The sequence below is a fragment of the Mycobacterium colombiense genome, assembly GCF_003284935.1.
GTDB lineage: Bacteria > Actinomycetota > Actinomycetes > Mycobacteriales > Mycobacteriaceae > Mycobacterium > Mycobacterium arosiense_A.
The window spans coordinates 94,501-120,807 of the sequence record NZ_QMEV01000009.1 but is presented as its reverse complement, the minus strand read 5'-3'; the positions used below and the strand labels follow the sequence as shown (position 1 = coordinate 120,807).

Sequence of the window (26,307 nt, the reverse complement as noted above, 5' to 3'; positions counted from 1 at the left end):
GCACGCCGGCAACGGTCGCGATCACAGATGTGCTCATGTCACCGTCACCTTCACCGCCGGCGAATAGACCAGCCGCCCGGCGCAGCCGACCCGCACCAGCGCCCACCACTGGCCGGGCCCCAGCCAGGCCGGTGGGGTCAGGTCGAAGCCTAGGTCGACGGTGCCGCGGGCCGGTAGCACCGCGCCGAGCGCGCCGGGACCCATCCACTCCCAGGTGCCCCACGGGCTGATCAGATGCGCCTCCAGCGCCAGGTCGGCCCCGGCGCGGCTGCCGACCGTGACGGTCAGGGCGCCCGCCTCCCCGGCCGCGAGCGTGACCTCGCCGGGCCCGCCCGCCAGGTAGATCAGCTCGCCGGGCTCACCCACCGTCACCACGCACACGTCCTCGACCGCCTGGAGCCAGGAGGCCGGGACGCCTTCGCCTGCGACGCGCAGTTCGGCGCGCACCGGGTAGAGCCCGGGTTCGGCGCGGGCCGCCACCCGCACCACCACGTCGGTGTGCAGGTGGTCACCGGCCCCCAGGGTGAAGGGCAGCTGGGCGGGCGTGACCGTCCAGCCGTCCGGACACCTGAGGGTGACGGCGCCGGGCAGGGTGGCGTCGGTGCTGTCGCTGGCCGCGGTGAGCCGCAACGTCACCTCGCCGCCGGGTTCCGCGGTCACACGCACCGGTAGCAGGTGGGCGACCGCCGGCAGCCCGCCGAGCGGCGCGGGGCCGCGATTGTGCAGCCAGTACCGCGCATACAGCGGTTGCGCGGCCTCGGCGTGCGGGGCCTGCGCGGCGGCGCCGGTCGCCGCCCTCGGCGCGTCGAACCGGGCCAGGACGGTCGCCACCTCATAGCCGTGCAGCTCGACCGACGACACGGGTTCAAGGGCGGACTCCAGCAGGTCGGCGCGGTGCAGGCCGCTCAGCGTCGCGACGTCCGAGTCGATCGCGACGTCGGTGGCCGCGCCGGTCGTCTGCACCAGGCGCAGGGCGACCGCGTTCGGGTCCAGCGGCGCCGCGCTGCCCGCGGTCAGCGGATTGCCGGCGGCCTTCAGGGCGCCCAGCTGCACCGATTCGGCGGGCTGCACGCGCAGCAGCGACCCGGCCGGCGGCAGCGCGCCCCGACGCCGGCCCGGGGTGACGGCGAGCAGCGGCTGGGAGAACTGGGCGCTGCGGGTGGTGATCTGGGCGCGCCGCCAGTCGCCCGCCGCGCCGACCAACGCGTAGTCGAAGTGGTGCGTCCAGTGCTGCAGCTGGAAGTTGGAGCCGTCGGGCGCGGTGCGGCGCGGGTCGTCGATCCAGATGCCCGACGGCCAGCCGGTGCAGGACCGCATCAACGCGGTGTACAGGGTGCCCTCGGTGTCGACGGCGAAGCTGGGCACGCCGCGGTTGAGCAGGGCGACGGTGCGATCCTCGAAAGTGCCCGTCGCTGCGGGTGCCCGCTGAGTGACGGCGATCTCGGCGTCGTCGAGGTCGTCGACGACGGCGGCGATCGCGGCCCGCAGCTGCTCGTCGTCGCGGCCGTCGACGATCAGCACCGGCAACGCCCGCGCCGGGCGCAGGTCGGCGTCGGGCACCCACACCGCGTCCAGCGGAGCCGCGGCGGGCACCCACACCCGGGCCCGGCCGGTCGTCGCCAGCTGACGGTCCAGCTCCGCGGAGTACTCCGGTGCGTCGGCCAGCACGGCCGCGGCGAAGGCGTTGCGGCCGGGCCCGCCCAGCGCGATGCGCACGTCGGGCAGGTTGGAATCGACCGCGAGGTTGCCGTAGCGCGGCTTGTCGGCGCCGCTGCAGGTGGCCGTGACGCCGGCGCGGACGAGCGCGACCATCAGCTCCCGGGCCAGCGGCCCGGACAGCGTCTCCGTCGGCGACACCACCTCGGCGACCGACACCGCCCGCACGCCGGCGCCCGAGACGCGGACCCGGGCCGCCGAGGACAGGCCGAACCACCCGTAGGCCGGGTTGTCCAGTGCCCACAGGTGCTTCGCGGAGTCCACGGCGCGCGACCCGTCGTGCAGCAGGGCGAAACCGCGGCCGACGACGGCGTCGCCCACCTCGCTGACCGGCATGGCGCCCGGTATCGGGCACGGCCAGCGCAGCCGCACCAGCTGGTCGGCTCCGCTGAACTCGTCGATGGTGGTGCGGCACTCCACCCGCGCGACCCCGCGCCACAACGTCAGCGTTTGGGTGTAGCGCAGCAGCGCGCCGATCCGGCCCCGTACCTCCACCCGCTGACCGAGCGGCCCGTGGAAGGCCTGCACCCGGGCGGGGGCTCCCGACGAGCACACGACCGGGCCCTTGGGCAGCAGATGCCACGGGCCCTCACCCTGGCTCGGATGCGCCGGGTATTCCTCGTAGACCGCGAGCTCGTTGCCCACCCGCCCGCCGGCGATGAGCTCGCGGCCGTCCTGGAGCAATGAGGCGACGCCCCCGCCGCGCGCCGGGTCGACCTCGAGCCGGTAGTGCCCGTTGGCGATCGCCGTTCCCGGCACCGGCTTCCCAGCCGGCCGGTTCGCGCCCCGCACCGGGCACCAACCGGTAGGCCCGCCAGCCCAGCGACGGCATGTCGCGGGCCAGCCAGCTGACCGACCGTCCACCGTGTTCGACGTGCGCCGCCAGCTCGGCGCCGTCGGCGTCGAGCACCCGGACCCGGGCGCCGAGCGGCCGGTCGAGGCGCGCGGTGACGACGTCGGTGCGCGGGCAGGTCAGCGGATTCCACACGATCACGTCGCCCGCGCCGACGGCGCCGGACAGCAGGGCCAGCGCGTCGTCGCGGGCCGCGCGGCCCAGCTCCCAGGCGTCGCGCCACCCGGTCAGCAGGTCGAGGTACACCTGGTCGGATTCCGACCCGGTGATGGCGTCGTGGTGTGCGCCGTAGACCAGCTGCACCCACGCCTTGGCGAGCGCGGTCTGCGGATAGGGGGCGCCGGTCAGCAGCCCGGCGAACACGGCGAAGCGCTCGGCTTGCAAGACGGCGTTCTCGGCGGCCCGGTTGGCCTGCTTGGTGTCGATGTAGGACACGTCCTTGCCGGTGTAGATCGGGTTCATGTCCCGGGTCTGCGGCGACGGCACGCGGCCGCGCTGCGCCAGCTCGGCCCGCACCGCCGCGAAGAACTCACTCGGCAGCGCGCACACGAACCGCGGCCACGTGTAGCGGGCGGCCCAGTCGCGGTGGATCTCGGTGACCCACTTGTTGGGCGGGGTGTAGTCGGTGCCGACCGGCAGCAGCACGTTGCGGGTCAACGCGACCTTCTTGAGCTGCTCGAAGAGCTCGCACGTGGCGGCCTCGGCCTCGCCCAGCGACGCCGCGGAGTCCATCCACCAGCCCGCCGAATAGTGCGCCGGCATGTAGTGGGTGAGCAGTCCGCGGCCCGACGGCGAGATCCACTCGAACTCGCTGGCGAACTGCATGCGCTCGACGTCACCGCCGCCCAGCGCGGGGCCCCACTGGTGGTGCGGTCCCCTGGCCCACGAGCTCGACGTCAGCCCCGCGTCGGCGGCCATGCCGGGGAATTGCGGATCGTGGCCGAACGCGTCCAGCTGCCAGGCGGTGGCCGGGTTCGCCCCCACAACGTGGCGCTGAAACCCCATGCCGTGCACCAGGTTTCGAATCGTGGTTTCGGGGCTCGTGAGGTTGGTGTTGGGCTCGTTGTAGGTGCCGCCCATCACCTCGACGCGGCCCTGGTCGATGAATCGGCGCAGGTCGGCACGGTCTTCGGGGCGGGTGTCCCAGTACGGCTTGAGGTAGTCGACCTCGGCCAGCACGAACTTGTATTCGGGATCGCGGCGCGCCATCTCCAGGTGGGCGTGCACCAGCTCGAAGCCGTTGGTCTGCCGGGCGCGGCCCGGCGGGTCCTCGGTCCATTCGCTGGTGTAGGCGCCCTGGGTGTTCCACCACACCGGGTCGTAGTGGAAGTGGCTGACCATGAACATGGTCCAGCCGGGCTCGGCCACGGTGAACTCGAACGGCAGCCGCAGGCCCCCGGCGTGCGCCAGCGCGGGCCGGCGCTGCCCGACGACGGCGTCGTCGACCGTCACCGCGACCTCGACGGACTCGCATCCGGGTTCGGCGACGGCCTGGCCGCGCAGGCCGCGCCCGTCGATGCGGATCGGCGTGGGCTCGCGACACCCGGCGACGGTGACGCGGACCAGCTGCAGCGGCGCATCCGGTGGCCCGACGAAAAGCTCGGTCGACCCGGCCGAAATCACCTGCATATCCGCACCTTACGGCGGCCCGCCGCCGCGAAAAAGCCGTTACGGTTGGTACGCTTGCCGCCCCTCGTTGGAAGGCTCAGTCTCATGTCGAACCTGACCACCCAACTGGCCGAGCAGCTCGACTGGCACTGGCGCGGACATCTGCGCCCCCGGCTGGACGGCCTAACCGACGACGAGTACTTCTGGCAGCCGGTGGCCAACTGCTGGACGGTACATCCCGGCGGGTCGGTGGACTTCGTGTTCCCGCCGCCCATCCCGGCACCGTTCACCACGATCGCGTGGCGCATGGCACACGTCATCGTCGGCGTATTCGCGATGCGTGCCCATCACCATTTCGGTGGACCGCCCGCCGACTATCAGAGTTGGAACTACGCCACCGGCGCCGCCACTGCGCTGAGGCAATTGGACGAGACGTACACCGCATGGATTACCGGTGTGCGGTCGCTGTCCGCCGCCGACCTGGCCCGCCGCTGCGGCGCGGCCGAAGGCCCGTACGCCGACTACCCGCTAAGCGACTTGGTCTTGCACATCAATCGAGAAGCGATCCACCATGGCGCCGAAATCGCCTGCCTCCGAGACCTTTACCTGCACAGCCATGCCATTCAGGAGGATTGATAATGCCCGCCCTCGCCCCGCCGGTAGCCGACGAACGCAGCGCCCTGCGCGAATTTCTGGCCTATCACCAGAGCGCGTATTTCGCTGTCAGCCACGGCCTCACCGACGACCAGGCCCGGTCCACACCCTCGGTCAGCGCGCTGTCGATCGGCGGTCTGGTCAAGCACGCGACCGGCATGCAGCGCAGCTGGATGGCGCGGGTGGCCGCCGCGCCAAGCGCGCCGCCGAAGGATCCCCGACCGTTCGAGCAGATCGCCGCGGAGTTCTCCGACCAGCATGTGATGCGGCCCGACGAGACGCTGGCCGTGCTGCTGGAGGCGTTCAAGGCCCAGAACGCGACATCGCTGCGGCTGGTCGAGTCCGCCGACCTGGACGCCGCGGTGCCCGTCCCCCGCGACATTCCCTGGTTTCCGAAGGACCAGCAGGCCTGGTCCGTGCGCTGGGTGATCCTGCATGTGATCAACGAGCTGGCTAGGCACGCCGGGCACGCCGACATCATCCGGGAGACGATCGACGGCGCCACCATGTACGAGTTGATCGCCGCGCGGGAGGGCTGGGCGATCGAGGGCTGGGTGCAGCCCTGGAACCGCGGCGACAGCGGTGGGCGCCCGGGTTAGAGGATTGGGACTCATCCGTGCCTATTTGGCACACTGCACAGATGAGCTCTACCAAACACCGAGAGGGGGCCAAGCTCGACCGGGTGCCGTTGCCGGTCGAAGCCGCCCGGGTTGCCGTGACAGGTTGGCAGGTCACCCGCACCGCCGCTCGCATCGTCACCAAGCTGCCGGGCCGCGGACCGTGGCAGCAGAAGGTGATCAAGCAGCTCCCGCAGACCTTCGCCGACCTGGGGCCGACGTACGTCAAATTCGGACAGATCATCGCGTCCAGCCCCGGCGCGTTCGGCGAGTCGCTGTCCCGCGAATTCCGCGGCCTGCTCGACCGGGTGCCGCCCGCCGAATCCGAGGAAGTGCACAAGCTCTTCGTCGAGGAGCTGGGCGGTGACCCGTCCGAGTTGTTCGCCAAATGGGACGAGACACCGTTCGCGTCGGCGTCCATCGCGCAGGTGCACTACGCCACCCTGCACACCGGCGAGGAGGTCGTCGTCAAGATCCAGCGCCCGGGCATCCGGCGCCGGGTCGCGGCCGACCTGCAGATCCTCAAGCGTTTCGCCCAGGCCGTCGAGCTGGCCAAGCTGGGCCGACGGCTCTCGGCGCAAGACGTGGTCGCCGACTTCTCCGACAACCTGGCCGAGGAGCTGAACTTCCGGCTGGAGGCGCAGTCGATGGAGGCGTGGGTGGCGCACCTGCACGCCTCGCCGCTCGGCAAGAACATCCGGGTGCCGCAGGTGTTCTGGGACTTCACCAGCGACCGGGTGCTGACGATGGAGCGGGTGCACGGCATCCGCATCGACGACGTCGCCGCCATCCGCAAGGCCGGGTTCGACGGCACCGAGCTGGTCAAGGCGCTGCTGTTCAGCCTGTTCGAGGGCGGGCTGCGGCACGGACTGTTCCACGGCGACCTGCACGCCGGCAACCTCTACGTCGACGAGCAGGGCCGCATCGTGTTCTTCGACTTCGGGATCATGGGCCGCATCGATCCGCGCACCCGCTGGCTGCTGCGCGAGCTGGTGTACGCGCTGCTGGTCAAGAAGGACCATGCCGCGGCGGGCAAGATCGTGGTGCTGATGGGTGCCGTCGGCACCATGAAGCCCGAGGCCGAGGCCGCCAAGGACCTGGAGCGCTTCGCCACCCCGCTGACCATGCAGACGCTGGGCGACATGTCCTACGCGGACATCGGACGGCAGCTGTCGGCGCTGGCCGACGCCTACGACGTCAAGCTGCCCCGCGAGCTGGTGCTGATCGGCAAGCAATTCCTCTACGTCGAGCGGTACATGAAGCTGCTGGCGCCCAAGTGGCAGATGATGTCGGATCCGCAGCTGACGGGCTATTTCGCGAACTTCATGGTCGAAGTCAGCCGCGAGCACTCCTCCGACATCGAGGTTTAGGAGCACTGCGGTGCAGGTCCGCACGGGACACGCCATTTCTGGCGATCTGAAGCTGTATTTCGAGGACATGGGCGATATCGACGACCCGCCCGTCCTGCTCATCATGGGCCTGGGCGCCCAGCTACTGCTGTGGCGGATCGCGTTCTGCGAGAAGCTGGTCGGCCACGGCCTGCGCGTCATCCGGTACGACAACCGCGACGTCGGTTTGTCCAGCAAGACGCAACACCGCAGCTCCGGCCAGCCGCTGGTGACCAAGCTGTTGCGGTCCTGGCTGGGCCTGCCCAGCCAGTCGGCCTACAAGCTCGAGGACATGGCCGACGACGCCGCCGCGGTGCTGGACCATCTGGGCATCGACCGCGCCCACATCGTGGGCGCGTCGATGGGCGGCATGATCGCGCAGATCTTCGCCGCGCGATTCCGTGAGCGGACCAAGACGCTGGCGATCATTTTCTCCAGCAACAATTCGGCGCTGCTGCCGCCGCCGGCCCCGCGCGCGTTGCTGGCGCTGCTGAAGGGCCCGCCGCCCGACTCGCCGCGCGAGGTGATCATCGACAACGCGGTGCGAGTGGGCAACATCATCGGCAGCCCGCGCTACCGCGTGCCCGAAGAGCAGGCCCGCGCCGAGGCCGCCGAGGGCTACGACCGCAACTACTACCCGCAGGGCGTGGCGAGGCATTTCGGTGCGGTGCTGGGCAGCGGCAGCCTGCGTCGCTACAACCGCCAGACCACCGCCCCCACCGTGGTGATCCACGGCACCGCGGACAAGCTGATGCGGCCGTTCGGTGGGCGCGCCGTGGCGCGCGCGATCGATGGTGCCCGATTGGTGACATTCGACGGCATGGGCCATGATCTTCCACAGCAGTTGTGGGATCAGGTGATCGGCGTGTTGACGGAAAACTTCGCCAGGGCCGGCTAGCCAAAAACATTGGTAGAAACGCATCCCCGCGATTTTCAGTCCATGTCGCCGGGCTGTACGGTTGGCACAGAAGGGTGGGTGTCTCAATTGGCCAAGCTGAAGCCGTATTACGAAGAGTCGCAAGCAACCTACGACATTTCAGACGACTTTTTCGCGCTGTTCCTGGACCCGAACATGGTGTACACCTGCGCCTACTTCAAGAACGACGACATGACGCTGGAAGAGGCGCAGCTCGCGAAGATCGATCTGGCCCTGGACAAGATGAAACTCGAGCCGGGCATGACGGTGCTCGACGTCGGGTGTGGCTGGGGCGGTGCGGTGGTCCGCGCGCTGGAGAAATACGACGTCAATGTCATTGGCATCACGCTGAGCCGGAATCACTACGCGCGCACCAAGGCGCGGCTGGCGGCGATCCCGACCACGCGGCGGGCCGAGGCCCGGCTGCAGGGTTGGGAAGAGTTCGACGAGCAAGTGGACCGGATCGTCAGCTTCGAGGCCTTCGACGCGTTCAAAAAGGAACGTTGGCCCGCGTTCTGGGATTGGGCGTATAAGACGCTTCCCGAGGGCAGCCGGATGCTGATGCACAGCATTTTCACGCATCCGCAGTCGCACTGGAAGGAGGTCGGCATCAAAATCACGATGTCCGACCTGCGTTTTCTGCATTTTCTCGGCAAGGAGATTTTCCCCGGCGGGCAGATGTGCGGTGAACCCGATATCGTCGACCTTTCCCGGCAGGCAGGTTTCTCGCTCGAACAAACTCAATACCTGCAGCCGCATTACGCGCGCACGCTGGACATGTGGGCGGCCAATCTCGCGGCCAATCGCGAACGCGCCATCGCCGTCCAGTCCGAAGAGGTCTACGACCGCTTCATGCGCTACCTGACCGGCTGCGCGGAGCTTTTCCGCAAGGGCATCTCCAACGTCGCCCAGTACACCCTCACCAAGTAGCGGCCGGGCCCGGCCTGCGGCTTGCGGCGTCGCCTGAACCAAACGATTAGCCGCCTCGTCCCTTCGGGTATACGTGCGTGCACGGGCGCCGGACTGTCGAGGGGGCCAGCGAGGTCCAGGAAGGCGTTGCCTCATGGCCGCCAAAAAATTGACGCCGCATTTCGAAGAGGTGCAGGCACACTACGACTTGTCAGACGATTTCTTTCGCCTGTTTCTCGATCCCAGCCAGACCTACAGCTGCGCGTATTTCGAGCGCGACGACATGACCCTGGAAGAGGCCCAGCTCGCGAAGATCGATCTTTCGCTGGGCAAGCTGGGGCTGCGCCCCGGCATGACGCTGCTCGACGTGGGCTGCGGATGGGGTGCCACCATGCGCCGGGCAATCGAGCGCTACGACGTGAACGTCATCGGGCTGACGCTGTCGAAGAACCAGGCCAGCCACGTGCAGAAGTTGTTCGAGGCGATGGAGACCGAGCGCAGTAGGCGGGTGCTGTTGCACGGCTGGGAGGAATTCAACGAACCGGTGGACCGGATCGTGTCGATCGGCGCCTTCGAGCACTTCGGCCGCGACCGCTATGACGAGTTTTTCGCCAGGGCGTACAGTATCCTGCCCGCCGACGGCGTCATGCTGTTGCACTCGATCACCGCGCTGACCCGCGACCAGCTCGCCGAGCAGGGCCTGCGGACCTCGATGGAGATGGTGCGCTTCCTCAAGTTCATCCTCACCGAGATCTTCCCCGGCGGTGGCGCGCCGACGATCCAGATGGTCGAGGAGCACTCGGCGAAGGCCGGCTTCACGCTGACCCGCCGCCAGTCGCTGCAGCCGCACTACGCGAGGACCCTCACCCTGTGGTCGGCCGCGCTGCGGGAGCGCAAGGATCAGGCGATCGAGATCCAGTGCGTCGAGGTCTACGAGCGGTACATGAAGTATCTGACCGGCTGCGCCAACGCGTTCCGCTCAGGCTGGGTGGACGTCAACCAGTTCACCCTGGAAAAGTAGACCCGTATCCGCGGTCGGGTCCGCGACGCGCACTTGCACCCTTTCCGGATCACGCCTCGGCGTTGGGTATCGTTGCTGGTCAAACTCGACCCTCCGATGCGTGCGCGGGTTGTACGAAGTGAATCTCTTCGGAGGAGAACAGGACGAAAATGGCTGAGCAACCGACTAGCCCGACGAAGACGCGGACGCGTTCGGAGGACATCCAGGCGCATTACGACGTCTCCGACGACTTCTTCGGCCTGTTCCAGGACCCGTCCCGGATCTACAGCTGCGCCTACTTCGAGCGCGACGATATGAGCCTGGAAGAGGCCCAGTACGCCAAGATCGACCTGAACCTGGACAAGCTGGATCTCAAGCCGGGCATGACCCTGCTGGACATCGGCTGCGGGTGGGGCACCACCATGAAGCGCGCCGTCGAGCGGTTCGACGTCAACGTCATCGGCCTGACGCTGTCCAAGAACCAGCACGCCCGCGCCGAGGCGTTGCTCGGTTCCGTCGACAGCGACCGCTCGCGGGAGGTCCGGCTGCAGAACTGGGAGGACTTCGCCGAGCCGGTCGACCGCATCGTGTCGATCGAGGCCTTCGAGCACTTCGGGCACGAGAATTACGACGACTTCTTCAAGCGGACCTTCGACATCATGCCCGACGACGGGCGGATGACCGTTCAGAGCAGCGTCAGCTACCACCCGGACGACCTGCGCGCTCGCGGTAAGAAGCTGAGCTTCGAGACGGCGCGGTTCATCAAGTTCATCATCACCGAGATCTTCCCGGGCGGGCGGCTGCCGTCGACCCAGATGATGGTCGACCACGGGGAGAAGGCGGGATTCGTTGTGCCCGAACCGCTTTCACTGCGACCGCACTACATCAAGACGCTGCACATCTGGGGCGACACGCTGGAGTCGAACCGGGACAAGGCCATCGAGGTCACCTCCGAAGAGGTCTACAACCGCTACATCAAGTACCTGCGCGGCTGCGAGCACTACTTCACCGACGAGATGCTCGACGTCAGCCTGGTCACCTACCTCAAGCCTGGCGCCGTCTCGTAATTTCCGCGGCCTGTCGGATCCGGGCTGCGTCGTTCGTCGAGTAGGTAGAGAGTGGAACACAGGGTTTCGCTCGCTATCTGGAGGTGACGAGACATGCAGTACTTCGCCTTGTTGATCAGCAGGGAACAAGAGCGCACGCCCGATGACGCGGCGGCGGCCATGGCGGAATGGGAGAGCTTCCACGCCAAAGCGGGCTCCGCGATCAAAGCCGGGGACGCGCTGGCGCCCGCCGCGGCCGCGGCGGTGATCACCGGCGGTCCGGATGCGCCGGTGGTCACCGACGGCCCCTTCGCGGAGACCGCCGAGGTGGCGTGCGGCTACTACGTGTTCGAAGCGGAGAACCTGGACGAGGCGCTCGCGCTGGCCCGCGACGTCCCGGTCGCGCAGTTCGGGGCCGTCGAGTTGTGGCCGGTGGTCCACTCGATCGAGCCGTCGCGCACGCTGACCGGAAACGACTGGCTCGCGCTGCTGTTGGAGCCGGCCGAATCGGCACACACGCCGGGCACGCCGGAGTGGGAGGCGGTGGCGGCAAAGCACGCGGACCTGCACGCCGCCGCCGGTGATCACGTGATCGGCGGGGCGGCTTTGCACGACCGGTCCACGGCGACTACGGTCCGGGTGCGCGACGGCGAGGTTCTCATCACCGACGGGCCATACGTCGAGGGCGCCGAGATCGCCACCGGCATCTATCTGATCGGCGCCGCCGATCGCGACGAGGCCGTCAAGGTCGCCTCAATGATCCCCGCCTCCACCGTGCAACTGCGCCAGCTGGCGGGCGTGTCCGGCCTGTAGCCGATGGCCGACCTGGACGGCGTCTTCCGCCGGGAATGGGGACCGGCCGTGGCCGCGCTCGCGCGGTGGTCGGGTGACCTCACCGTCGCCGAGGACGCCGTCCAGGAGGCCTGCGCCGAAGCGCTGCGCACCTGGCCGCGCGACGGGGTGCCCGCCAACCCCGGTGGCTGGCTGGTGACCGTCGGGCGTAACCGCGCCCGGGATAGGTTGCGCCGCGAATCCGTGCGCCCCGGAAAGGAACTGAAGGCGGTGGTCAGCGAAATCGAGGCCATTAGGGCCCGCACCGATCAGACCGAACCGCATCCGGTTCGCGACGACGAGCTGCGGATGATGTTCACCTGCGCCCACCCGGCACTCGACCGGCAGTCGCAATTGGCCCTCACGCTGCGGCTGGTGTCCGGTCTGACCGTCGGCGAGATCGCCCGCGCGCTGCTGCAGACCGAGGCCGCGATCGGTCAGCGAATCACGCGCGCCAAGAACAAGATTCGACACGCCAACATCCCGCTGCGGGTGCCGCCCCCCGAGTTGCTGCCGGAGCGCACACCGCACGTATTCGGTTGCGTCTATTCGGTATTCACCGAGGGCTACTGGTCGACCGCGGGCCCCTCGGCCGTCCGGGACGACCTGTGCGACGAAGGGATCCGGCTGGCCGGGGAGTTGTGCGCGCTGCTGCCCGAGGAGCCGGAGGCACACGCCCTGTCCGCCCTGATGCTGCTGCACGATTCGCGGCGCGCGACCCGGGTGGACGACGCCGGAATACCGGTGCCGCTCGAGGACCAGGATCGGCGCCGGTGGGATCGGGGGCGCATCGCGCGCGGTCTCGACCGGTTGCGTGACGCCCAGGGCTCGACGGGCGCCTATCTGCCCCAGGCCGTGATCGCCGCCCTGCACGCCACGGCCCCGTCCTGGGAGCAGACCGACTGGGTCACCATCTGCGCCGCCTACGACCGGTTGCTCGCACTGACCGGCTCGCCGGTGGTGGCCGCCAACCGGGCGCTGGCCGTCGGATTCCGCGACGGCCCCGACGCCGGCCTGGCCGCCCTGGACGCGGTGGCACACGATCCGCGGCTGGACCGCTCCAATCTCGTCGCGACCGTGCGCGCCGACCTGCTGCGGCGCGCGGGCAGACCCGACGACGCACTCACCTGGTATCGAACCGCGTTGGGGTCCAGCGGATCCGAGCCGGGCCGCGAGTTTCTGCGGCGGCGCATCGCCGAATGCGGCGGTTAGGACTCCGCGAAGTTGCGGGTGACGGCCGGGTCCACCGGGATGCCCGGTCCGGTCGTCGTCGAGACCACGATCTTCTTCAGATAGCGACCCTTGGACGCGGACGGCTTGAGCCGCAGCACCTCGTCCAGCGCGGCGCCGTAGTTCTCGGCCAGGGCCTTCTCGTCGAACGAGGCCTTGCCGATGACGAAGTGCAGGTTGGCCTGCTTGTCCACCCGGAAGTTGATCTTTCCGCCCTTGATGTCGGAAACCGCCTTGGCGACATCGGGCGTCACGGTGCCGGTCTTGGGGTTCGGCATCAGGCCGCGCGGACCGAGCACCCGGGCGATGCGACCCACCTTGGCCATCTGGTCCGGGGTCGCGATCGCGGCGTCGAAGTCCAGGAAGCCGCCCTGGATCTTCTCGATCAGGTCGTCGCTACCGACGATGTCGGCGCCGGCGGCCTGCGCCTGCTCGGCCTTGTCGCCGACCGCGAACACCGCGACGCGGGCGGTCTTGCCGGTGCCGTGCGGCAGGTTGACCGTGCCGCGGACCATCTGGTCGGCCTTGCGGGGGTCGACGCCGAGCCGGATCGCCACCTCGACGGTCGAGTCCTGCTTGTTCGACGACGTCTCCTTGGCGAGCTTGGCCGCCTCCAGCGGGGTGTAGAGGTTGTCGCGGTCCACCTTCTCGGCGGCGGCGCGATATGCCTTGCTGTTCTTGCTCATTGACTCATCCAATCTGATGTTGGGTCGTGGTTGGAAAGCGGGCCGAAGCTGGCCCTCCCACGGTGGTGGTGCGGGTACTACTCGACGGTGATACCCATCGACCGGGCGGTCCCGGCGATGATCTTGGCGGCCGCGTCGATGTCGTTGGCGTTCAGGTCGGTCTTTTTGGTCTCGGCGATCTCCTTGACCTGATCCCAGCTGACCTTGGCGACTTTGGTCTTGTGCGGCTCGGCCGATCCCTTGCCCACGCCGGCGGCCTTGAGCAGCAGCTTGGCGGCGGGCGGCGTCTTGAGCGCGAAGGTGAAGCTGCGGTCCTCATAGACCGTGATCTCCACCGGGATGACCTGGCCGCGCTGGTTCTCCGTGGCGGCGTTGTACGCCTTGCAGAACTCCATGATGTTGACGCCGTGCTGACCGAGCGCGGGCCCGACCGGCGGCGCCGGGTTGGCCTGCCCCGCCTGGATCTGAAGCTTGATCAGCCCGACGACTTTCTTCTTCGGGGCCATGAGATTGTGCTGTTCCTTCCTGGTTTATGCCCGGCGTATGCGCCGGTTTAGAGCTTGGAGACTTGGCTGAAGGTCAATTCGACGGGGGTTTCGCGGCCGAAGATCGACACCAGCACCTTGAGCTTCTGCTGTTCGCCGTTGACCTCGCTGATCGTGGCCGGCAGCGTCGCAAACGGACCGTCCATGACCGTCACCGATTCGCCGACCTCGTAGTCGACCTCGATGGTCGGGCGTTCCAGCCCGCCGACCTCGGCGGCGGCCGCCGTGGTGGCCGCACCCTTGGCGGCCTTCTTCGTCGCGCCGCGCGGCAGCAGGAACTTCACCACGTCGTCGAGCGTCAGCGCCGAGGGACGCGAGGTCGCCCCGACGAACCCGGTGACGCCGGGGGTGTTGCGCACCGCGGCCCACGAATCGTCGGTCAGATCCATGCGGACCAGGATGTAGCCGGGCAACACTTTGCGGTTGACCTGCTTGCGCTGGCCGTTCTTGATCTCGGTGACCTCTTCGGTGGGCACCTCCACCTGGAAGATGTAGTCACCGACGTCGAGGTTCTGCACACGGGTTTCGAGGTTGGCTTTGACCTTGTTCTCGTAGCCCGCGTAGGAGTGGATGACATACCAGTCGCCGGGCTTGCTGCGCAGCTCCGCCTTGAGCGCGGCGGCCGGGTCGGCCTCTTCGGCCGACTCCTCGGGCGCCTCGGCGGTCTCGACCGTCTCGTCGACAGCCTCGTCCGTGGTCGCCTCGGTGACCTCGGTGGCCGCGGAGGTGTCCGTGGCCTGCGCCTCGGTGGCGTCGGCGGTCTCTTTCAGGTCGACCGCTTCACCCGCGGACGGGTCACCGTCGAAGGTAGTCACGGTTTGAGTCCTCTCTGTCACGTTCAAAAGCGGCGTCGCTCGCTCAGCCGAACACCAACAGCACCAGCTTGGTCAGGCCGAAATCCGCCAGGCCGACCAGTGCCACCATGAAGGCCAGGAAAGCCAGCACAACGGAGGTGTAAGTGAGCATCTGCTTGCGGTTGGGCCAGATGACCTTCCGCATCTCTGCAACGACCTGCTTGAGGTAGTTGTAGACGAACACGAAGGGATTGACCCGGTGGTCGCCGGCCTTCTTGGGCTTGGCGCCCTTTTTGGTCTTGGCGCCCTTTTTGGTCTTCTCCAGCGTCGCGGTCTCGACGTCGTCCGACGCTTCGGCGTCGTCGCCCGCCTCGGCCGCCCGCTGCCGGGACCGCTTGCCGGTGGGGCGCTGCGGCCGCGTCACCACCGCCGTCCGACCGCCGCTTGCGCGGCCGTCCTCTTTGTCAGTGCCGTCGCTTGCGGCGTCGTTGGCAACGTCGCCTTCGTCGCTCACCGCATGCTCCTTTGTTTGCTAGTGCTTCGCGAACCATCCCGCCGGTGGTGGGGGCTTTCTTCCAGTGTCCACCATGCCAGGACGTTCGCCATTAGCAGGGGCGACAGGACTTGAACCTGCAACCTGCGGTTTTGGAGACCGCTGCTCTGCCAGTTGAGCTACGCCCCTTCGCGGTTGGCAGGCCAACCTGCGCTTACCTACCGGGGCTTACATGACACGCGCGCCTTCCGATCGCTCGACTCACGGAAAGCGCGCTAATGCTGGGAAAACCCCGAGGACCGAGTGTACAACGACGCGAGAGTCAGATACTAATTACGCCGTTCTGACGACCTGGCCGGAGTCCGGGTCCCAGCGCAGGTTCTCGGAGTTGTCGGCGTACTGGCCCATCAGCGTGGTGTAAGCCTCCAGGACGACCTCGTCCCGCTCGTTGGTGCAGATGTTCTTGGTGACGACGATGTCGGCGCCGAAACGCTCGTCCACCGACACGACGTCCATGCGGGCCCACAGCTTGTCGCCGGCCTTGATCGGCTTGGCGAACACGAACCGCTGGTCGACCTGGACGATCACCAGCGTCTCCATGCCGATGTCGACGTGCCGGAAGAAATCCAGCTGGACCAGCTTGGCGAAGATGGTCCCGAACGTGAGCGGCGCGATGATCGCTTCGTGGCCGAGTTCGGCGGCGGCGTCTTCCTCGAAGTGGGCCGGGTGCCGGTTCTTGATGGCCAGGGCGAACTGGCGCAGTTGTTCCCGCCCCACAACGAAGTAGTCCGGGTAGCGCCAGATCATCCCCCTGATGTCTGTTTTGAGCGCCATGGGCTACGCCAGGGTTGCGGACGCGATGGCCCTGCCGAAGATCTTCTTGCCGCCGGTGGTAGCCGTGAGCGCGATGGTCACGGACTTGGTCTCGGGATCGGCGGACTTGACCCGGCCGCTGAAGACCAGCTCGGCGCCCTTCCCGTCGTTGGGCACCGGCACCACGGCGGTGAACCGCACGTTGTACTCGGTCACCGCGCCGGGGTCGCCGATCCATGCCGTGACGTAGCCGCCACCGATGCCCATGGTCAACATGCCGTGCGCGATCGCGGTGTCGAGGCCGACGACCTTGGCCATTTCGTCGTCCCAGTGGATCGGGTTCAAGTCGCCGGAGACGCCCGCGTAATTCACCAGGTCCTGTCGGGTCAGCGGGTAGGTCTTCTCGGGAAGTTGGTCACCCACCTTCACGGAGCTGAACTCACGCAGTGGCATCAGAAAATCCCTCTTCTCCATCCTCGCCGGCACGGCCCGCCAGGGTCGTGTAGGTCTCTTGCACGACGTCACCGGCTTCGTTGCTGATGACATTCTTGGTGACGATGAGCTGGGTGCCGTGCGACACACGCACCGAGTCCACATACACGTCGCAGTAAAGCTTGTCCCCGGCCACGAGCGGGGCGAAGTACTTGAGCACCTGGTCGACCTGGACGACCTGTGCGTCCTGGACGGCGACGTTGGCGTACTCGAAGAAGGCCGTCTGGGCCTGGTAGCCGAAGACGGAGACGAACGTCAGCGGGGCGAGCAGGCCGTTGTAGCCGAGTTCGGCGGCCGCCTTCTCCTCGAAGTACCAGACGTCGTCGTTTTGCACGGCCGTCGCGTATTCCCGGATCTTCTCCCGCTCGATCTCGTAATGATCCGGGTAGCGATAGTGCATCCCGACGATGCTTGAACTTAGCGGCACGATTCTTAAACTACCTAGTCAATCGGATGAGACGCCCGCGGGTGGCCGCTAGCGTGTCTCCCGATGTGCCTGGTGCTTACCGCAGTTGGGGCAGAACTTCTTCAGCTCCAGTCGGTCCGGGTCGTTGCGGCGGTTTTTCTTGGTGATGTAGTTGCGGTGCTTGCACACCTCGCATGCCAAAGTGATCTTCGGCCGCACATCGGTACTGGAAGCCATGACGGTTCTCTCTCAATTCCTGAAAATAAAGCTGTGCTGTTGTGTTGTAGCGATGGCCGGACTCGAACCGGCGACCTAACGATTATGAGTCGTTCGCTCTAACCGACTGAGCTACATCGCCTCTGGCCACCCCGTTTGGTCGGGGCCGCCACGCCTGCTCGGCGTCCGCCGAGCCCCCTAACGGAATCGAACCGTTGACCTTTTCCTTACCATGGAAACGCTCTACCGACTGAGCTAAGGGGGCCGTTCTGACCCGCAGCGATCTGCTCCGCGCGGGCCTAAAAGAGGGTACAGCCTGGCTTGCAGCCGCACCAAACCACGGGTGACGGAAGCGCCGTCGGGCGCGGGTCGATAGGAAATCGCGGGCTCGGGCGGGGATTGCTCCGCGCGCGGCAAACTTCAGCCGCCGTCGACCCGGTGCCCGGGCTGCCAGGCGTTGAGGTCGCTGAACTCGTCGTACTCGTCGTCCTGCTCGACGGAATCGCCGTTGTTGAGCAGGGTCCGCAACGCGAGGTTGACGGCCTCGCGCGCGTCGAGGAGATGAAATCGGCGGATCGCCTCGTCGACCAGATCGACGTCGAGCTCGATTTCAACCTTCTTCTTCATGCGCCAACAATACCCACTGGGTACCGGCCGAATCGGGCCCGAAACGGCGGCGTCGGCCGAGGTCCTAGTCTGGTCACGTGCCAGAGGACCGGCTGTACTTTCGTCAACTGCTCTCAGGTCGCGACTTCGCCGCCGGCGACATGATGGCGACGCAGATGCGCAACTTCGCCTACCTGATCGGCGACCGGCAAACCGGCGACTGCGTCGTCGTCGACCCGGCGTACGCCGCCGGCGATCTGCTCGACGCGCTCGAGGCCGACGGCATGCACCTGTCGGGGGTGCTGGTGACCCATCACCACCCCGACCACGTCGGGGGATCCATGATGGGCTTCGCGCTGGCGGGCCTGGCCGAACTGCTGGAGCGCGCACCGGTGCCCGTGCACGTCAATACCCATGAGGCACTGTGGGTTTCGCGCGTCACCGGGATAAGCCTGAGCGACCTGACCTCCCATGAGAACCACGACAAGGTGAGCATCGGCGACATCGAGATCGAGTTGCTGCACACCCCCGGCCACACCCCGGGCAGCCAGTGCTTCCTGCTCGACGGCCGCCTGGTCGCCGGTGACACGCTGTTCTTGGACGGCTGCGGGCGCACCGACTTCCCCGGCGGGGACTCCGACGAGATGTACCGCAGCCTGCAACGGCTAGCGACCCTGCCCGGTGACCCGACCGTGTTCCCGGGCCATTGGTATTCGGCGGAGCCCAGCGCCTCGCTCTCGGAGGTCAAGCGCTCCAACTACGTGTATCGGGCCGCCGACCTTGACCAATGGCGGATGCTGATGGGCGGCTGAGCGCCCCGCGATCGCTGGGTGATGGCCATCCCGCGGCCGCCTTCTGTGATATAAGCGGGGGGTGGATTCCATGGGTTGGATCCAGGACAGCTGGCATGATGTCACGCACGTCGGGTCCAGCACCTGGATTGCGTGGGCAGCGTGGGCGGCGATCGTCCTGGCCGTCGTCGCGCTGGTCTTCACCAACAGCCAGCTCAACCGCCATCGCCGCGCTGCGGCCGAGCAGACCCGCCCGCACGTCACGATGTTCATGGAGCCGCATTCGGCCGACTGGCACGTGATCGAGCTGGTGGTCCGGAATTTCGGCCGGACCGCCGCCTACGACATCAGCTTCTCCTTCGACAATCCCCCCACGGTGGCCGAATACGAGAACGCCACCGACGGCTACGCCGACGTCGTCGAACTGCGACTCCCCCGGGAGCTGCCGACGCTGGCCCCCGGCCAGGAATGGCGCATGGTGTGGGATTCCGCGCTCGACCGCGCCGAGATCGGCAGCGGCATCGAATCCTGCTTCACCGGCACCGTGACCTATTACGACCGGCCCGCTGCGCCGCGCGGCCGGCGGTTCTGGCAGCGCGAGCGTTCGCCGCTGCAGACCGACGTCGTGCTGGACTGGGACGCCCTGCCGCCCGTCCAGCGCATCGAGCTGATGACCACCCATGACCTGGCGAAGCGGGAGAAGGAGAAGCTGGAGCTGCTGCGCGGCCTGCTGACCTATTTCCACTACGCCAGCAAGGAGACCCGGCCGGAGGTCTTCCGCAGCGAGATCGAGCGGATCAACGCCGCGGTCCGCGAAACCCAAGACAGATGGCGCACCCGCCAACTCGACGAACCCACCGATGTCAGCCTGCGCTGGAGCAACGCCGAAGACGACCTGGGCAAACACCACAGCCAGCCCGCCTGACGGCAAGGAGCCACCGATGACCGCCCCGGTCCACTACAGCACCAAAGACTCCATCGCCGTCATCAAGATGGACGACGGCAAGGTCAATGCGCTGGGCCCGACCATGCAGCACGCCCTGAACGACGCGATCGACCGGGCCGAGGCGGACGACGCCGGGGCGCTGGTGATCACCGGGAACGAGCGGGTGTTCAGCGGGGGCTTCGACCTGAAGATCCTCACCTCCGGCGAGGTGCAGCCCGCGATCGACATGCTGCGCGGCGGATTCGAGCTGGCGCATCGCCTGCTGTCCCATCCCAAGCCGGTGGTGATGGCCTGCACCGGCCACGCCATCGCGATGGGGGCGTTCCTGTTGTCCGCGGGCGATCACCGAATCGCCGCGCACGCCTACAACATCCAGGCCAACGAGGTCGCGATCGGCATGGTCATCCCCTACGCCGCCCTAGAGATCATGAAGCTGCGGCTGACTCCGTCGGCCTACCAGCAAGCCAGCGGGCTGGCCAAGACCTTCTTCGGTGAAACCGCCCTCGCCGCAGGCTTTATCGACGAGATCGTGCTGCCCGAGGTGGTGGTCGACCGCGCCGAGGAGGCCGCACGGGAGTTCGCCGGCCTGCATCAGCGCGCGCACGCCGCCACCAAACTGCGCACCCGCGCCGACGCCCTGGCGGCCATCCGCGCCGGCATCGACGGGATCGAAGCCGAATTCGGCGTGTGATCCGCCAAGGGGCGTCCGCCCGAATCGGTTTCGCGGGCCCCTGCCGGGGAAGTCACCGGAATGGCCATAGATCGCATCGCCGACCCCTGGGGGACGCGGACCCCGTACGGACCCGGCACGCGGTGGCCGGAACGCGTCGATACCTACCTGGCTGACGGGGTGGCCGCCGAGTCGGTGGACCGCTGGGTGCAGTCCGCCGCGGTGTTGCATTCCAACGGCGACGGACTGGACATCGCCGTGAAGGACGGTCGGATCGTGGGGGTGCGCGGACGCGCCGTCGACCGGGTCAATCACGGGCGGCTCGATCCCAAGGATCTGTTCGGCTGGCAGGCCAACGGTTCCGCCGACCGGCTCACCACACCGATGGTCAGGGTCCGCGGCGAGCTGACGCCGTGCGACTGGGATACCGCCATGCAACGGATCGTCGACCACACCAGGCACCTACTCGACAGCTACGGCCCCAGCTCGATCGGCTTCTACACGTCCGGGCAGCTGTTCGCCGAGGCCTACTACACCCAAGGGGCCATCGCGCACGGCGCGATCGGCACCAACCACGTCGACGGCAACACCCGGCTGTGCACCGCGACGGCGGCCGAGGCGCTCAAGGAGTCCTTCGGCTGCGACGGGCAGCCGGGGTCCTACACCGATGTCGACCACGCCGACGTCATCGCGCTGTTCGGGCACAACGTCGCCGAGACGCAGACGGTGCTGTGGGCCCGGATGCTGGACCGGCTGGCCGGCGACTCGCCGCCGGCGATCATCTGCGTCGACCCCCGGCTCACGCCCGTGGCCCGGCACGCCACGGTCCACCTGGCGCCGCTGCCGGGCACCAACGTCGCGTTGATGAACGGCCTGCTGCACGAGATCATCGGCCACGGCTGGATCGATCAGGACTACATCGACTCGCACACAGTGGGTTTCGACGAACTGCGCGGCCGGGTCGACGAGTTTCCCCCCGAGCGGGTGGCCAAGATCTGCGGTGTGTCCACCGACGACATCCGGCATGCGGCGCGCCTGCTCGGCACGGCCGAGCGGTTGATGTCCACCGTGCTGCAAGGCTTCTACCAATCCCACCAGGCCACCGCGGCGGCCGTGCAGGTCAACAACATTCACCTGGTGCGCGGCATGCTGGGCAAGCCGGGCTGCGGCCTGCTGCAGATGAACGGGCAGCCGACCGCGGAGAACACCCGCGAGTGCGGCGCCGACGGGGACCTGGCCGGCTTCCGCAACTGGTCCAACGACTCCCACGTCGCCGAACTGGCGAAGCTGTGGAACCTCGAGCCCCTGCAGATTCCGCACTACGGTCCGCCCACGCACGCCATGCAGATGTTCCGCTTCGCCGAGGAAGGCACGATGCAGATGCTGTGGGTGACCGCCACCAATCCGGCGGTGTCGCTGCCGGAGCTGCCGCGGATCCGCGACATACTCTCGCAGGAACGGCTGTTCCTCATCGTGCAGGACATCTTCATGACCGAGACCGCCGCGCTGGCCGACGTGGTGTTGCCCGCCGCGGCGTGGGCCGAGAAGACGGGCACCTTCACCAACGCCGACCGGACCGTGCACCTGTCCGAAAAGGCCGTGGAGCCACCGGGTTCCGCGCGCAGCGACCTCGATATCTTCCTGGACTACGCGCGGCGGATGGACTTCCGCGACAAAGACGGCCGGCCGTTCCCGCCCTGGACGGACCCGGAGTCGGCGTTCGAGGCGTGGAAGGAATGCTCCGAGGGCCGGCCGTGCGACTACACCGGCCTGACCTATGAGAAGCTGCGCGGCGGCAGCGGCATTCAATGGCCGTGCAACGCAGAGCATCCCGACGGCACCGAACGGCTGTACGCCGACGCGAAATTCTGGGCGGCACCGGACTCCTGCGAGGCCTACGGCAAAGACCTGATCACCGGCGCCCCGTTGCAACCCGACGAATACCGCTCGATGAACCCCTTCGGCAAGGCGATCATCAAGGCGGCCCAATACGTGCCCCCGCACGAGCGGACCAGCGCGGAGTTCCCGTTCGCGTTGATCACCGGCCGCACCGTCTACCACTTCCACACCCGCACCAAAACCGCTCGCGCGCAACAACTTCAGCGGGCCGCGCCCGACGTGTGGGTCGAGGTGTCGGACCGCGACGCGCGCCGCCTGGACATCCGGGAGGGTGATCTCGTCGAGGTGAGCACACCACGCGGCTGCGTCGTGGGCGCCGCGCGTATCTGCGGCATCCGCGACGGAGTGCTGTTCGTGCCCTTCCACTACGGCTACTGGGACACCGGCGGCCAGGCTCATCATCGGGCCGGCAACGAGATGACGCTCACCGACTGGGATCCGGTGTCCAAGCAGCCGATCTACAAGACGGCCGCCGCCCGGCTGCGCAAGGCTCGCGCGGGGCGGCCCGAACGCAACGGCGCCGGATACGCACCGACCACCGCCGCGTCCGCTCCGGTCAACGGCTCGGTCCCCGCGACCGAGGGCGGCGCGCTGGCTGGCGTCACCGAAGTCGTGTCGAGCCGGAGCTGATCATGAAACTGAAACTGGCGATCCGCGAGCTGCACCGCTCCGAACGCAAGCTGGCCCATCGGCTCAACGTGATGGCCGCCCGCCACCACAGCGATCAGGACATCTGCCACCTGGCGCGCGACATGGCCGGCTGGTCGCAGCAGCACATCAGCGAACTGGCGCGGCACGGCCGCCACTACGGCCTGCGCCTGTCGGCCGACCCGCGCACCGGGGCCATCACCGGGCTTGTGCAATCGCGGATGAGCGGCCTGCTGCGGCACCGGCCCGAACCCGCGCTGGCGCTGCTTGCCGACCTGCGCCGGATTCACCGGCTGTCGGCCGGGGTGTCGCTCGATTGGGAGCTGCTGGCCCAGGGCGCACAGGCCGCCAAGGACTCCGAGTTGCTGGACCTGACGTCGCGGTGCCACCCCGAGACCTTGCGCCAGATGCGCTGGGCGAACGCGATGCTCAAAGAGCTGTCCCCGCAAGTCTTGATGAACTGAGACAGCGAACGCGGTGACCGCCCATGGCCGCCACCGCGTTCCCTTCGCCTCCTCGACGGCCAGTCTGACACGTGCGCGACGCGCCGTCACTTCACCGCGACGCCGTGTCAGTCGTCGGCCGCAACCCATTGATAGGGAAGGAACTTCCCGTCGAACGTCACCACCACGCGATCGCCGGACGGGTGCGGCTTCTTCTGCACGTCCACGCTGAAGTTGATGGCGCTCATGATCCCGTCGCCGAACTGTTCGGCGATCACCTCTTTGAGCGCGCCGCCGTAGACCTGTAGGGCCTCATAGAAGCGGTAGACGGTCGGGTCCGTCGGGACCGCGGCGGGCAGTCCCCCGCGCATGGGCGGCGCCGCCAGCACCGGCACCGCGGACGCGTCGAGCTTCAACTTCTCGACCAGAACCTTGGCCTGCTCCACCGGAATCGGATGCTGGCCGAGCAGCGCGGCCGTGGTCCACAGCACCGGCCGGTCGATCGCGTCGGCCAGCTCCTGCCACGTCAACCCCTGACGGAGCCGGGCTGCAACGACCTGTTCGGTGATCTCGGTTCTGTTCATAGCCCTCAAGCATGCCCGCCCGGGCTCATTCCGGCTTGGTGGCGGTGACCAAGCGGGTGGAGAACCAGGGGCCGCCGTACCACATGCGCCAGCCGAGATTGCGGCGCCGCACGTTGTGCCAGCCGAGTTCGCGCAGCCGGGCGGCGTGCTGGCGCGTCTCCCACAGGTCGGCGATGGCGAGCCGCCCGCCCGGCCGCAGCACGCGCGCGGCCTCATCGAGCGCCCGGCGCCGGCCGGCGCGGCCGGGGATGTTGTGGATGGCCAGGTTGCTGACGATCACGTCGACGCTTTCGTCGGCGAGGGGCAGCGCCGTCATGTCGGCGGTGTGCAACTCGACGCGATCGGCGACGCCTTCGGCCACCGCGTTGGCCAGGGTGGCCCGCTCGGAGTTGTCCGTCTGGTCGGCCTGCCACAGGTCGACGCCGATCGCCCGGCCCCGCGGCAGCTGCTTGGCTGCCGCCAGCAACACCGCGCCGCGGCCACAGCCGAGGTCGAGCACGGTTTCATCGCCCGCGAGCCGCAGGTCGCGCAGGACCCGATCCCAGACAACGAATTTCCCGGCGCGGGTGGCGTACATGTACAGGACGACGGCGCCCGCGACACCGGCGGAGGACACCGCGGCCAGCGCCGCCCTGAGCCGCTTGCCGCGCGCCCAGCTGATTCCCGCGAACACGGCCAGGCCGGCGGCCGCAGCACCGATGCCTACCGCCTGCGCGCGCGGCGACACGGTGTGAAACGAACCGTCGACTCCGTAATCGCCCCGATGATCATGCACGCCGATCATCTTACGACTTTACAAGGCGCCGAAGGGTTTTCGCACCGCCTTCACCAGCGGCCGTGGTGCACCACCTCGGCGAACGGGCGCCGGTTCGGTCTACGGATCGGCGTCAGCGGGCGATCGGCGGGATAGCCCACCCCGAGCAGGAAAGCCACCAGGTACTCGTCGGGCACGCCCAGGATCGCGCGCGCCTTGTCCTGGTCGCCCACCGACGAATGACCGGTCCCGATCCCCAGGTCGGTCGCGGCGATCATCATCGCCATGGTGGCCTGGCCGACGTCGTAGTTGTCGGTGACCACCCGGCGCTCGTCGGGCGGCACCGGGACCACGATGGCGATCGCGGCCGCCGCCCCGGCGATGTGACCGGCGCCCCGCCAGACCGTGGACAGCTCGGCGAGCTGGTTGCGGTCGGTGACGATGACGAAGTCCCACGGCTGGCGGTTCTTCGCCGAGGGCGCGCGCCAGCCGGCTTCGGCGATGCGGTCCAGGTCCTCGGCCGGTATCGGCTTCGGCTGATACTCGCGGACATTGCGCCGTGCGCAGATCGCCTCCCACGCTTGCATCTGGTTCCCTCCAGTAACTGTTTTCGCGCATCAACCGGCGTAGGATCTGCTGAATTCCCAGGTCGCGATTGCGCGTTCGCCCGCAGTCTAGCCCCGTAGATGTGAGTGCGCGGGTGCCAACGCAGCCAAACACCTTGGGCCACAGCTCAACACGGTCTTCCGGCGAGCCGGTCACCGCCGGGGTGGCCGGCCGGCCAGTTTGACTACCGCGTTTGCGGGAAGCCGGGGTGAACCAAATGCGCGGCCCGCTCGTGAACAACCGAATGGCCCCAATTCAGAAAGGCGGGTAGCCGCCGTGGCAGAGCACCTGACGCCGCACTTCGAAGAGGTACAGGCCCATTACGACCTGTCCGACGACTTCTTCCGGTTGTTCCTCGACCCCACCATGACCTACAGCTGCGCGTACTGGGATCGCAACCGAGACATATCGCTGGAAGAGGCGCAACTGCGCAAGATGGACCTCTCGCTGGGCAAGTTGGGCCTGCGGCCGGGCATGACGCTGCTGGACATCGGGTGCGGCTGGGGCGGCACGATGCGCCGCGCGCTGGAAAACTACGACGTCAACGTCATCGGCCTGACCCTGTCCGAGCACCAGGCCGCGCACGTGCAGAAGCTCTTCGATTCGCTGGACACCCAACGCACCAGGCGGGTGCTGCTGCACGGCTGGGAAGAGTTCGACGAGCCCGCCGACCGGATCGTCTCCATCGGCGCGTTCGAGCATTTCGGGTACGACCGCTACGACGACTTCTTCGCAATGGCCCACCGCACCCTGCCCGAGGACGGGGTGATGCTGTTGCACACCATCACCATGCTGACCCCGCAGCAGATCGTCGAGCGTGACCTGCCGATGACCGAGGAGCAGACGAGCTTCAACGAGTTCATCGCCACCGAGATCTTCCCGGGCGGCCAGTTGCCGGCCATCGAGATCGTGGAGTTCCACGCCTCGAAGATGGGCTTCAACCTCAAACGCAGGCAGTCGTTGCGGCTGCACTACGCCCGCACGCTCGACTGCTGGGCCGAGGCGTTGCAGGCGCACCATCGCGAGGCCGTCGAGATCCAGTCCGAAGAGGTCTACCAGCGCTACATGCGGTACCTGACGGGCTGCGCCGACGCGTTCCGGGCCGGATACATCGACGTCAACCAGTTCACGCTGGCGAAGTAGAGCT

Annotated in this window: 26 protein-coding genes, 3 tRNA genes and 2 pseudogenes; 15 read left to right on the top strand and 16 right to left on the bottom strand. The window is 67.9% G+C overall.

Annotation, left to right across the window (positions count from 1 at the left end):
* Nucleotides 1–33: 33 nt before the first annotated feature.
* Nucleotides 34–4,198, bottom strand: a pseudogene (locus DQP57_RS07200) (NEW3 domain-containing protein).
* Nucleotides 4,199–4,282: 84 nt separating this feature from the next.
* Here DQP57_RS07200 and DQP57_RS07195 point away from each other — a divergent pair.
* The 9 genes from DQP57_RS07195 to DQP57_RS07155 all read left to right on the top strand — a co-directional run bounded on the left by DQP57_RS07195 (nucleotide 4,283) and on the right by DQP57_RS07155 (nucleotide 12,750).
* Nucleotides 4,283–4,813 carry a DinB family protein gene (locus DQP57_RS07195; protein ID WP_112632346.1) on the top strand — a complete coding sequence of 177 codons (531 nt, stop codon included), beginning with the start codon at nucleotides 4,283–4,285 and terminating at the stop codon, nucleotides 4,811–4,813.
* 2 nt (nucleotides 4,814–4,815) lie between these two features.
* Nucleotides 4,816–5,430, top strand: coding sequence for a DinB family protein (locus DQP57_RS07190; protein WP_112632345.1), 615 nt, complete (start codon nucleotides 4,816–4,818; stop codon nucleotides 5,428–5,430).
* Nucleotides 5,431–5,471: 41 nt separating this feature from the next.
* Nucleotides 5,472–6,818 (top strand): ABC1 kinase family protein, encoded by a 1,347-nt coding sequence (locus tag DQP57_RS07185; protein WP_112632344.1) that lies wholly within the window; start codon nucleotides 5,472–5,474, stop codon nucleotides 6,816–6,818.
* Nucleotides 6,819–6,885: 67 nt separating this feature from the next.
* Complete coding sequence (locus DQP57_RS07180; RefSeq protein ID WP_430918366.1) at nucleotides 6,886–7,734, top strand: alpha/beta fold hydrolase; 849 nt, start codon at nucleotides 6,886–6,888, stop codon at nucleotides 7,732–7,734.
* Nucleotides 7,735–7,821: 87 nt separating this feature from the next.
* Entirely contained in the window at nucleotides 7,822–8,682 is an 861-nt protein-coding gene (locus DQP57_RS07175; RefSeq protein WP_112632342.1) for a cyclopropane mycolic acid synthase family methyltransferase, read from the top strand.
* 133 nt (nucleotides 8,683–8,815) lie between these two features.
* Complete coding sequence (locus DQP57_RS07170) at nucleotides 8,816–9,682, top strand: cyclopropane mycolic acid synthase family methyltransferase (protein WP_112632341.1); 867 nt, start codon at nucleotides 8,816–8,818, stop codon at nucleotides 9,680–9,682.
* A gap of 149 nt (nucleotides 9,683–9,831) precedes the next feature.
* Nucleotides 9,832–10,728: a hydroxymycolate synthase MmaA4 gene (gene mmaA4, locus DQP57_RS07165; protein ID WP_112632340.1), complete on the top strand. Its 897-nt coding sequence runs from the start codon at nucleotides 9,832–9,834 to the stop codon at nucleotides 10,726–10,728.
* 93 nt (nucleotides 10,729–10,821) lie between these two features.
* Nucleotides 10,822–11,520, top strand: coding sequence for a YciI family protein (locus tag DQP57_RS07160; protein ID WP_112632339.1), 699 nt, complete (start codon nucleotides 10,822–10,824; stop codon nucleotides 11,518–11,520).
* Between the two features lie 3 nt (nucleotides 11,521–11,523).
* Entirely contained in the window at nucleotides 11,524–12,750 is a 1,227-nt protein-coding gene (locus DQP57_RS07155; protein WP_112632338.1) for an RNA polymerase sigma factor, read from the top strand.
* On the opposite strand, the gene rplA is transcribed toward DQP57_RS07155, so the two are convergent.
* The 12 genes from rplA to DQP57_RS07095 all read right to left on the bottom strand — a co-directional run bounded on the left by rplA (nucleotide 12,747) and on the right by DQP57_RS07095 (nucleotide 17,840).
* The gene (rplA, locus tag DQP57_RS07150) at nucleotides 12,747–13,454 is read right to left on the bottom strand and encodes a 50S ribosomal protein L1 (protein WP_112632337.1); all 708 of its coding nucleotides are present in this window, start codon (nucleotides 13,452–13,454) and stop codon (nucleotides 12,747–12,749) included. The two genes, DQP57_RS07155 and rplA, sit on opposite strands and share 4 nt — an antisense overlap.
* Before the next feature lie 77 nt (nucleotides 13,455–13,531).
* Nucleotides 13,532–13,960, bottom strand: coding sequence for a 50S ribosomal protein L11 (rplK, locus tag DQP57_RS07145; RefSeq protein WP_112632336.1), 429 nt, complete (start codon nucleotides 13,958–13,960; stop codon nucleotides 13,532–13,534).
* A gap of 47 nt (nucleotides 13,961–14,007) precedes the next feature.
* Nucleotides 14,008–14,814 (bottom strand): transcription termination/antitermination protein NusG, encoded by an 807-nt coding sequence (gene nusG, locus DQP57_RS07140; RefSeq protein WP_112632335.1) that lies wholly within the window; start codon nucleotides 14,812–14,814, stop codon nucleotides 14,008–14,010.
* 43 nt (nucleotides 14,815–14,857) lie between these two features.
* Nucleotides 14,858–15,307: a preprotein translocase subunit SecE gene (gene secE, locus DQP57_RS07135; protein ID WP_112632334.1), complete on the bottom strand. Its 450-nt coding sequence runs from the start codon at nucleotides 15,305–15,307 to the stop codon at nucleotides 14,858–14,860.
* Between the two features lie 95 nt (nucleotides 15,308–15,402).
* Nucleotides 15,403–15,475 (bottom strand) — tRNA-Trp (locus tag DQP57_RS07130).
* A gap of 144 nt (nucleotides 15,476–15,619) precedes the next feature.
* Nucleotides 15,620–16,120 (bottom strand): (3R)-hydroxyacyl-ACP dehydratase subunit HadC, encoded by a 501-nt coding sequence (hadC, locus tag DQP57_RS07125; RefSeq protein WP_112632333.1) that lies wholly within the window; start codon nucleotides 16,118–16,120, stop codon nucleotides 15,620–15,622.
* A 3-nt stretch (nucleotides 16,121–16,123) separates the two neighbouring features.
* Nucleotides 16,124–16,552 (bottom strand): (3R)-hydroxyacyl-ACP dehydratase subunit HadB, encoded by a 429-nt coding sequence (gene hadB, locus DQP57_RS07120; protein WP_067170032.1) that lies wholly within the window; start codon nucleotides 16,550–16,552, stop codon nucleotides 16,124–16,126.
* Complete coding sequence (gene hadA / locus DQP57_RS07115; protein WP_112632332.1) at nucleotides 16,539–17,018, bottom strand: (3R)-hydroxyacyl-ACP dehydratase subunit HadA; 480 nt, start codon at nucleotides 17,016–17,018, stop codon at nucleotides 16,539–16,541. Before hadA ends, hadB begins: the two co-directional genes overlap by 14 nt.
* A gap of 48 nt (nucleotides 17,019–17,066) precedes the next feature.
* Nucleotides 17,067–17,234 carry a 50S ribosomal protein L33 gene (rpmG, locus tag DQP57_RS07110; protein WP_003898538.1) on the bottom strand — a complete coding sequence of 56 codons (168 nt, stop codon included), beginning with the start codon at nucleotides 17,232–17,234 and terminating at the stop codon, nucleotides 17,067–17,069.
* A 47-nt stretch (nucleotides 17,235–17,281) separates the two neighbouring features.
* Nucleotides 17,282–17,355: transfer RNA gene (locus DQP57_RS07105), tRNA-Met, on the bottom strand.
* Nucleotides 17,356–17,405: 50 nt separating this feature from the next.
* Nucleotides 17,406–17,478: transfer RNA gene (locus DQP57_RS07100), tRNA-Thr, on the bottom strand.
* Between the two features lie 155 nt (nucleotides 17,479–17,633).
* Nucleotides 17,634–17,840 carry a type II toxin-antitoxin system VapB family antitoxin gene (locus tag DQP57_RS07095; RefSeq protein ID WP_112632331.1) on the bottom strand — a complete coding sequence of 69 codons (207 nt, stop codon included), beginning with the start codon at nucleotides 17,838–17,840 and terminating at the stop codon, nucleotides 17,634–17,636.
* 77 nt (nucleotides 17,841–17,917) lie between these two features.
* Here DQP57_RS07095 and DQP57_RS07090 point away from each other — a divergent pair, with 77 nt between their 5' ends.
* The 5 genes and pseudogenes from DQP57_RS07090 (at nucleotide 17,918) to DQP57_RS07070 (ending at nucleotide 23,237) form a co-directional block, all read left to right on the top strand.
* Nucleotides 17,918–18,631, top strand: coding sequence for an MBL fold metallo-hydrolase (locus DQP57_RS07090; RefSeq protein WP_112632330.1), 714 nt, complete (start codon nucleotides 17,918–17,920; stop codon nucleotides 18,629–18,631).
* Between the two features lie 70 nt (nucleotides 18,632–18,701).
* Nucleotides 18,702–19,555: pseudogene (locus DQP57_RS07085) on the top strand (hypothetical protein).
* A complete protein-coding gene (locus DQP57_RS07080) occupies nucleotides 19,552–20,247 on the top strand; it encodes a crotonase/enoyl-CoA hydratase family protein (protein ID WP_112632328.1) in 696 nt (231 codons plus the stop codon). The pseudogene DQP57_RS07085 and the gene DQP57_RS07080 overlap by 4 nt, the downstream one beginning before the upstream one ends.
* A 60-nt stretch (nucleotides 20,248–20,307) precedes the next feature.
* Nucleotides 20,308–22,755, top strand: coding sequence for a molybdopterin oxidoreductase family protein (locus DQP57_RS07075; protein ID WP_112632327.1), 2,448 nt, complete (start codon nucleotides 20,308–20,310; stop codon nucleotides 22,753–22,755).
* Nucleotides 22,756–22,757: 2 nt separating this feature from the next.
* Nucleotides 22,758–23,237 (top strand): hypothetical protein, encoded by a 480-nt coding sequence (locus tag DQP57_RS07070; RefSeq protein ID WP_112632326.1) that lies wholly within the window; start codon nucleotides 22,758–22,760, stop codon nucleotides 23,235–23,237.
* Nucleotides 23,238–23,344: 107 nt separating this feature from the next.
* Here DQP57_RS07070 and cynS read toward each other — a convergent pair whose 3' ends face one another.
* The 3 genes from cynS to DQP57_RS07055 are packed head-to-tail and all read right to left on the bottom strand — an operon-like array spanning nucleotide 23,345 to nucleotide 25,141.
* On the bottom strand, nucleotides 23,345–23,800 hold the full coding sequence (gene cynS, locus DQP57_RS07065; protein ID WP_112632325.1) for a cyanase: 456 nt from the start codon (nucleotides 23,798–23,800) through the stop codon (nucleotides 23,345–23,347).
* A 25-nt stretch (nucleotides 23,801–23,825) separates the two neighbouring features.
* Entirely contained in the window at nucleotides 23,826–24,575 is a 750-nt protein-coding gene (locus DQP57_RS07060; protein ID WP_112632359.1) for a class I SAM-dependent methyltransferase, read from the bottom strand.
* Nucleotides 24,576–24,625: 50 nt separating this feature from the next.
* Complete coding sequence (locus DQP57_RS07055) at nucleotides 24,626–25,141, bottom strand: nitroreductase family protein (RefSeq protein WP_112632324.1); 516 nt, start codon at nucleotides 25,139–25,141, stop codon at nucleotides 24,626–24,628.
* A gap of 295 nt (nucleotides 25,142–25,436) precedes the next feature.
* On the opposite strand from DQP57_RS07055, the gene DQP57_RS07050 reads away from it, so the two are divergent.
* Nucleotides 25,437–26,303: a cyclopropane mycolic acid synthase family methyltransferase gene (locus DQP57_RS07050; protein ID WP_112632323.1), complete on the top strand. Its 867-nt coding sequence runs from the start codon at nucleotides 25,437–25,439 to the stop codon at nucleotides 26,301–26,303.
* Nucleotides 26,304–26,307 lie beyond the last annotated feature (4 nt).

What these genes read in the sequence shown, in the direction of transcription:
- DQP57_RS07170 (WP_112632341.1), top strand. Translation starts at nt 8,816, where the DNA reads ATGGCCGCCAAAAAATTGACGCCGCATTTCGAAGAGGTGCAGGCACAC.
- DQP57_RS07070 (WP_112632326.1), top strand. Translation starts at nt 22,758, where the DNA reads ATGAAACTGAAACTGGCGATCCGCGAGCTGCACCGCTCCGAACGCAAG.
- DQP57_RS07185 (WP_112632344.1), top strand. Translation starts at nt 5,472, where the DNA reads ATGAGCTCTACCAAACACCGAGAGGGGGCCAAGCTCGACCGGGTGCCG.
- DQP57_RS07080 (WP_112632328.1), top strand. Translation starts at nt 19,552, where the DNA reads ATGACCGCCCCGGTCCACTACAGCACCAAAGACTCCATCGCCGTCATC.
- rplA (WP_112632337.1), bottom strand. Translation starts at nt 13,454, where the DNA reads ATGAGCAAGAACAGCAAGGCATATCGCGCCGCCGCCGAGAAGGTGGAC.
- DQP57_RS07075 (WP_112632327.1), top strand. Translation starts at nt 20,308, where the DNA reads ATGGCCATAGATCGCATCGCCGACCCCTGGGGGACGCGGACCCCGTAC.
- hadB (WP_067170032.1), bottom strand. Translation starts at nt 16,552, where the DNA reads ATGCCACTGCGTGAGTTCAGCTCCGTGAAGGTGGGTGACCAACTTCCC.
- cynS (WP_112632325.1), bottom strand. Translation starts at nt 23,800, where the DNA reads ATGAACAGAACCGAGATCACCGAACAGGTCGTTGCAGCCCGGCTCCGT.
- hadC (WP_112632333.1), bottom strand. Translation starts at nt 16,120, where the DNA reads ATGGCGCTCAAAACAGACATCAGGGGGATGATCTGGCGCTACCCGGAC.
- mmaA4 (WP_112632340.1), top strand. Translation starts at nt 9,832, where the DNA reads ATGGCTGAGCAACCGACTAGCCCGACGAAGACGCGGACGCGTTCGGAG.
- DQP57_RS07180 (WP_430918366.1), top strand. Translation starts at nt 6,886, where the DNA reads ATGGGCGATATCGACGACCCGCCCGTCCTGCTCATCATGGGCCTGGGC.
- DQP57_RS07160 (WP_112632339.1), top strand. Translation starts at nt 10,822, where the DNA reads ATGCAGTACTTCGCCTTGTTGATCAGCAGGGAACAAGAGCGCACGCCC.
- DQP57_RS07190 (WP_112632345.1), top strand. Translation starts at nt 4,816, where the DNA reads ATGCCCGCCCTCGCCCCGCCGGTAGCCGACGAACGCAGCGCCCTGCGC.
- rplK (WP_112632336.1), bottom strand. Translation starts at nt 13,960, where the DNA reads ATGGCCCCGAAGAAGAAAGTCGTCGGGCTGATCAAGCTTCAGATCCAG.
- DQP57_RS07195 (WP_112632346.1), top strand. Translation starts at nt 4,283, where the DNA reads ATGTCGAACCTGACCACCCAACTGGCCGAGCAGCTCGACTGGCACTGG.
- DQP57_RS07095 (WP_112632331.1), bottom strand. Translation starts at nt 17,840, where the DNA reads ATGAAGAAGAAGGTTGAAATCGAGCTCGACGTCGATCTGGTCGACGAG.
- DQP57_RS07055 (WP_112632324.1), bottom strand. Translation starts at nt 25,141, where the DNA reads ATGCAAGCGTGGGAGGCGATCTGCGCACGGCGCAATGTCCGCGAGTAT.
- DQP57_RS07155 (WP_112632338.1), top strand. Translation starts at nt 11,524, where the DNA reads ATGGCCGACCTGGACGGCGTCTTCCGCCGGGAATGGGGACCGGCCGTG.
- rpmG (WP_003898538.1), bottom strand. Translation starts at nt 17,234, where the DNA reads ATGGCTTCCAGTACCGATGTGCGGCCGAAGATCACTTTGGCATGCGAG.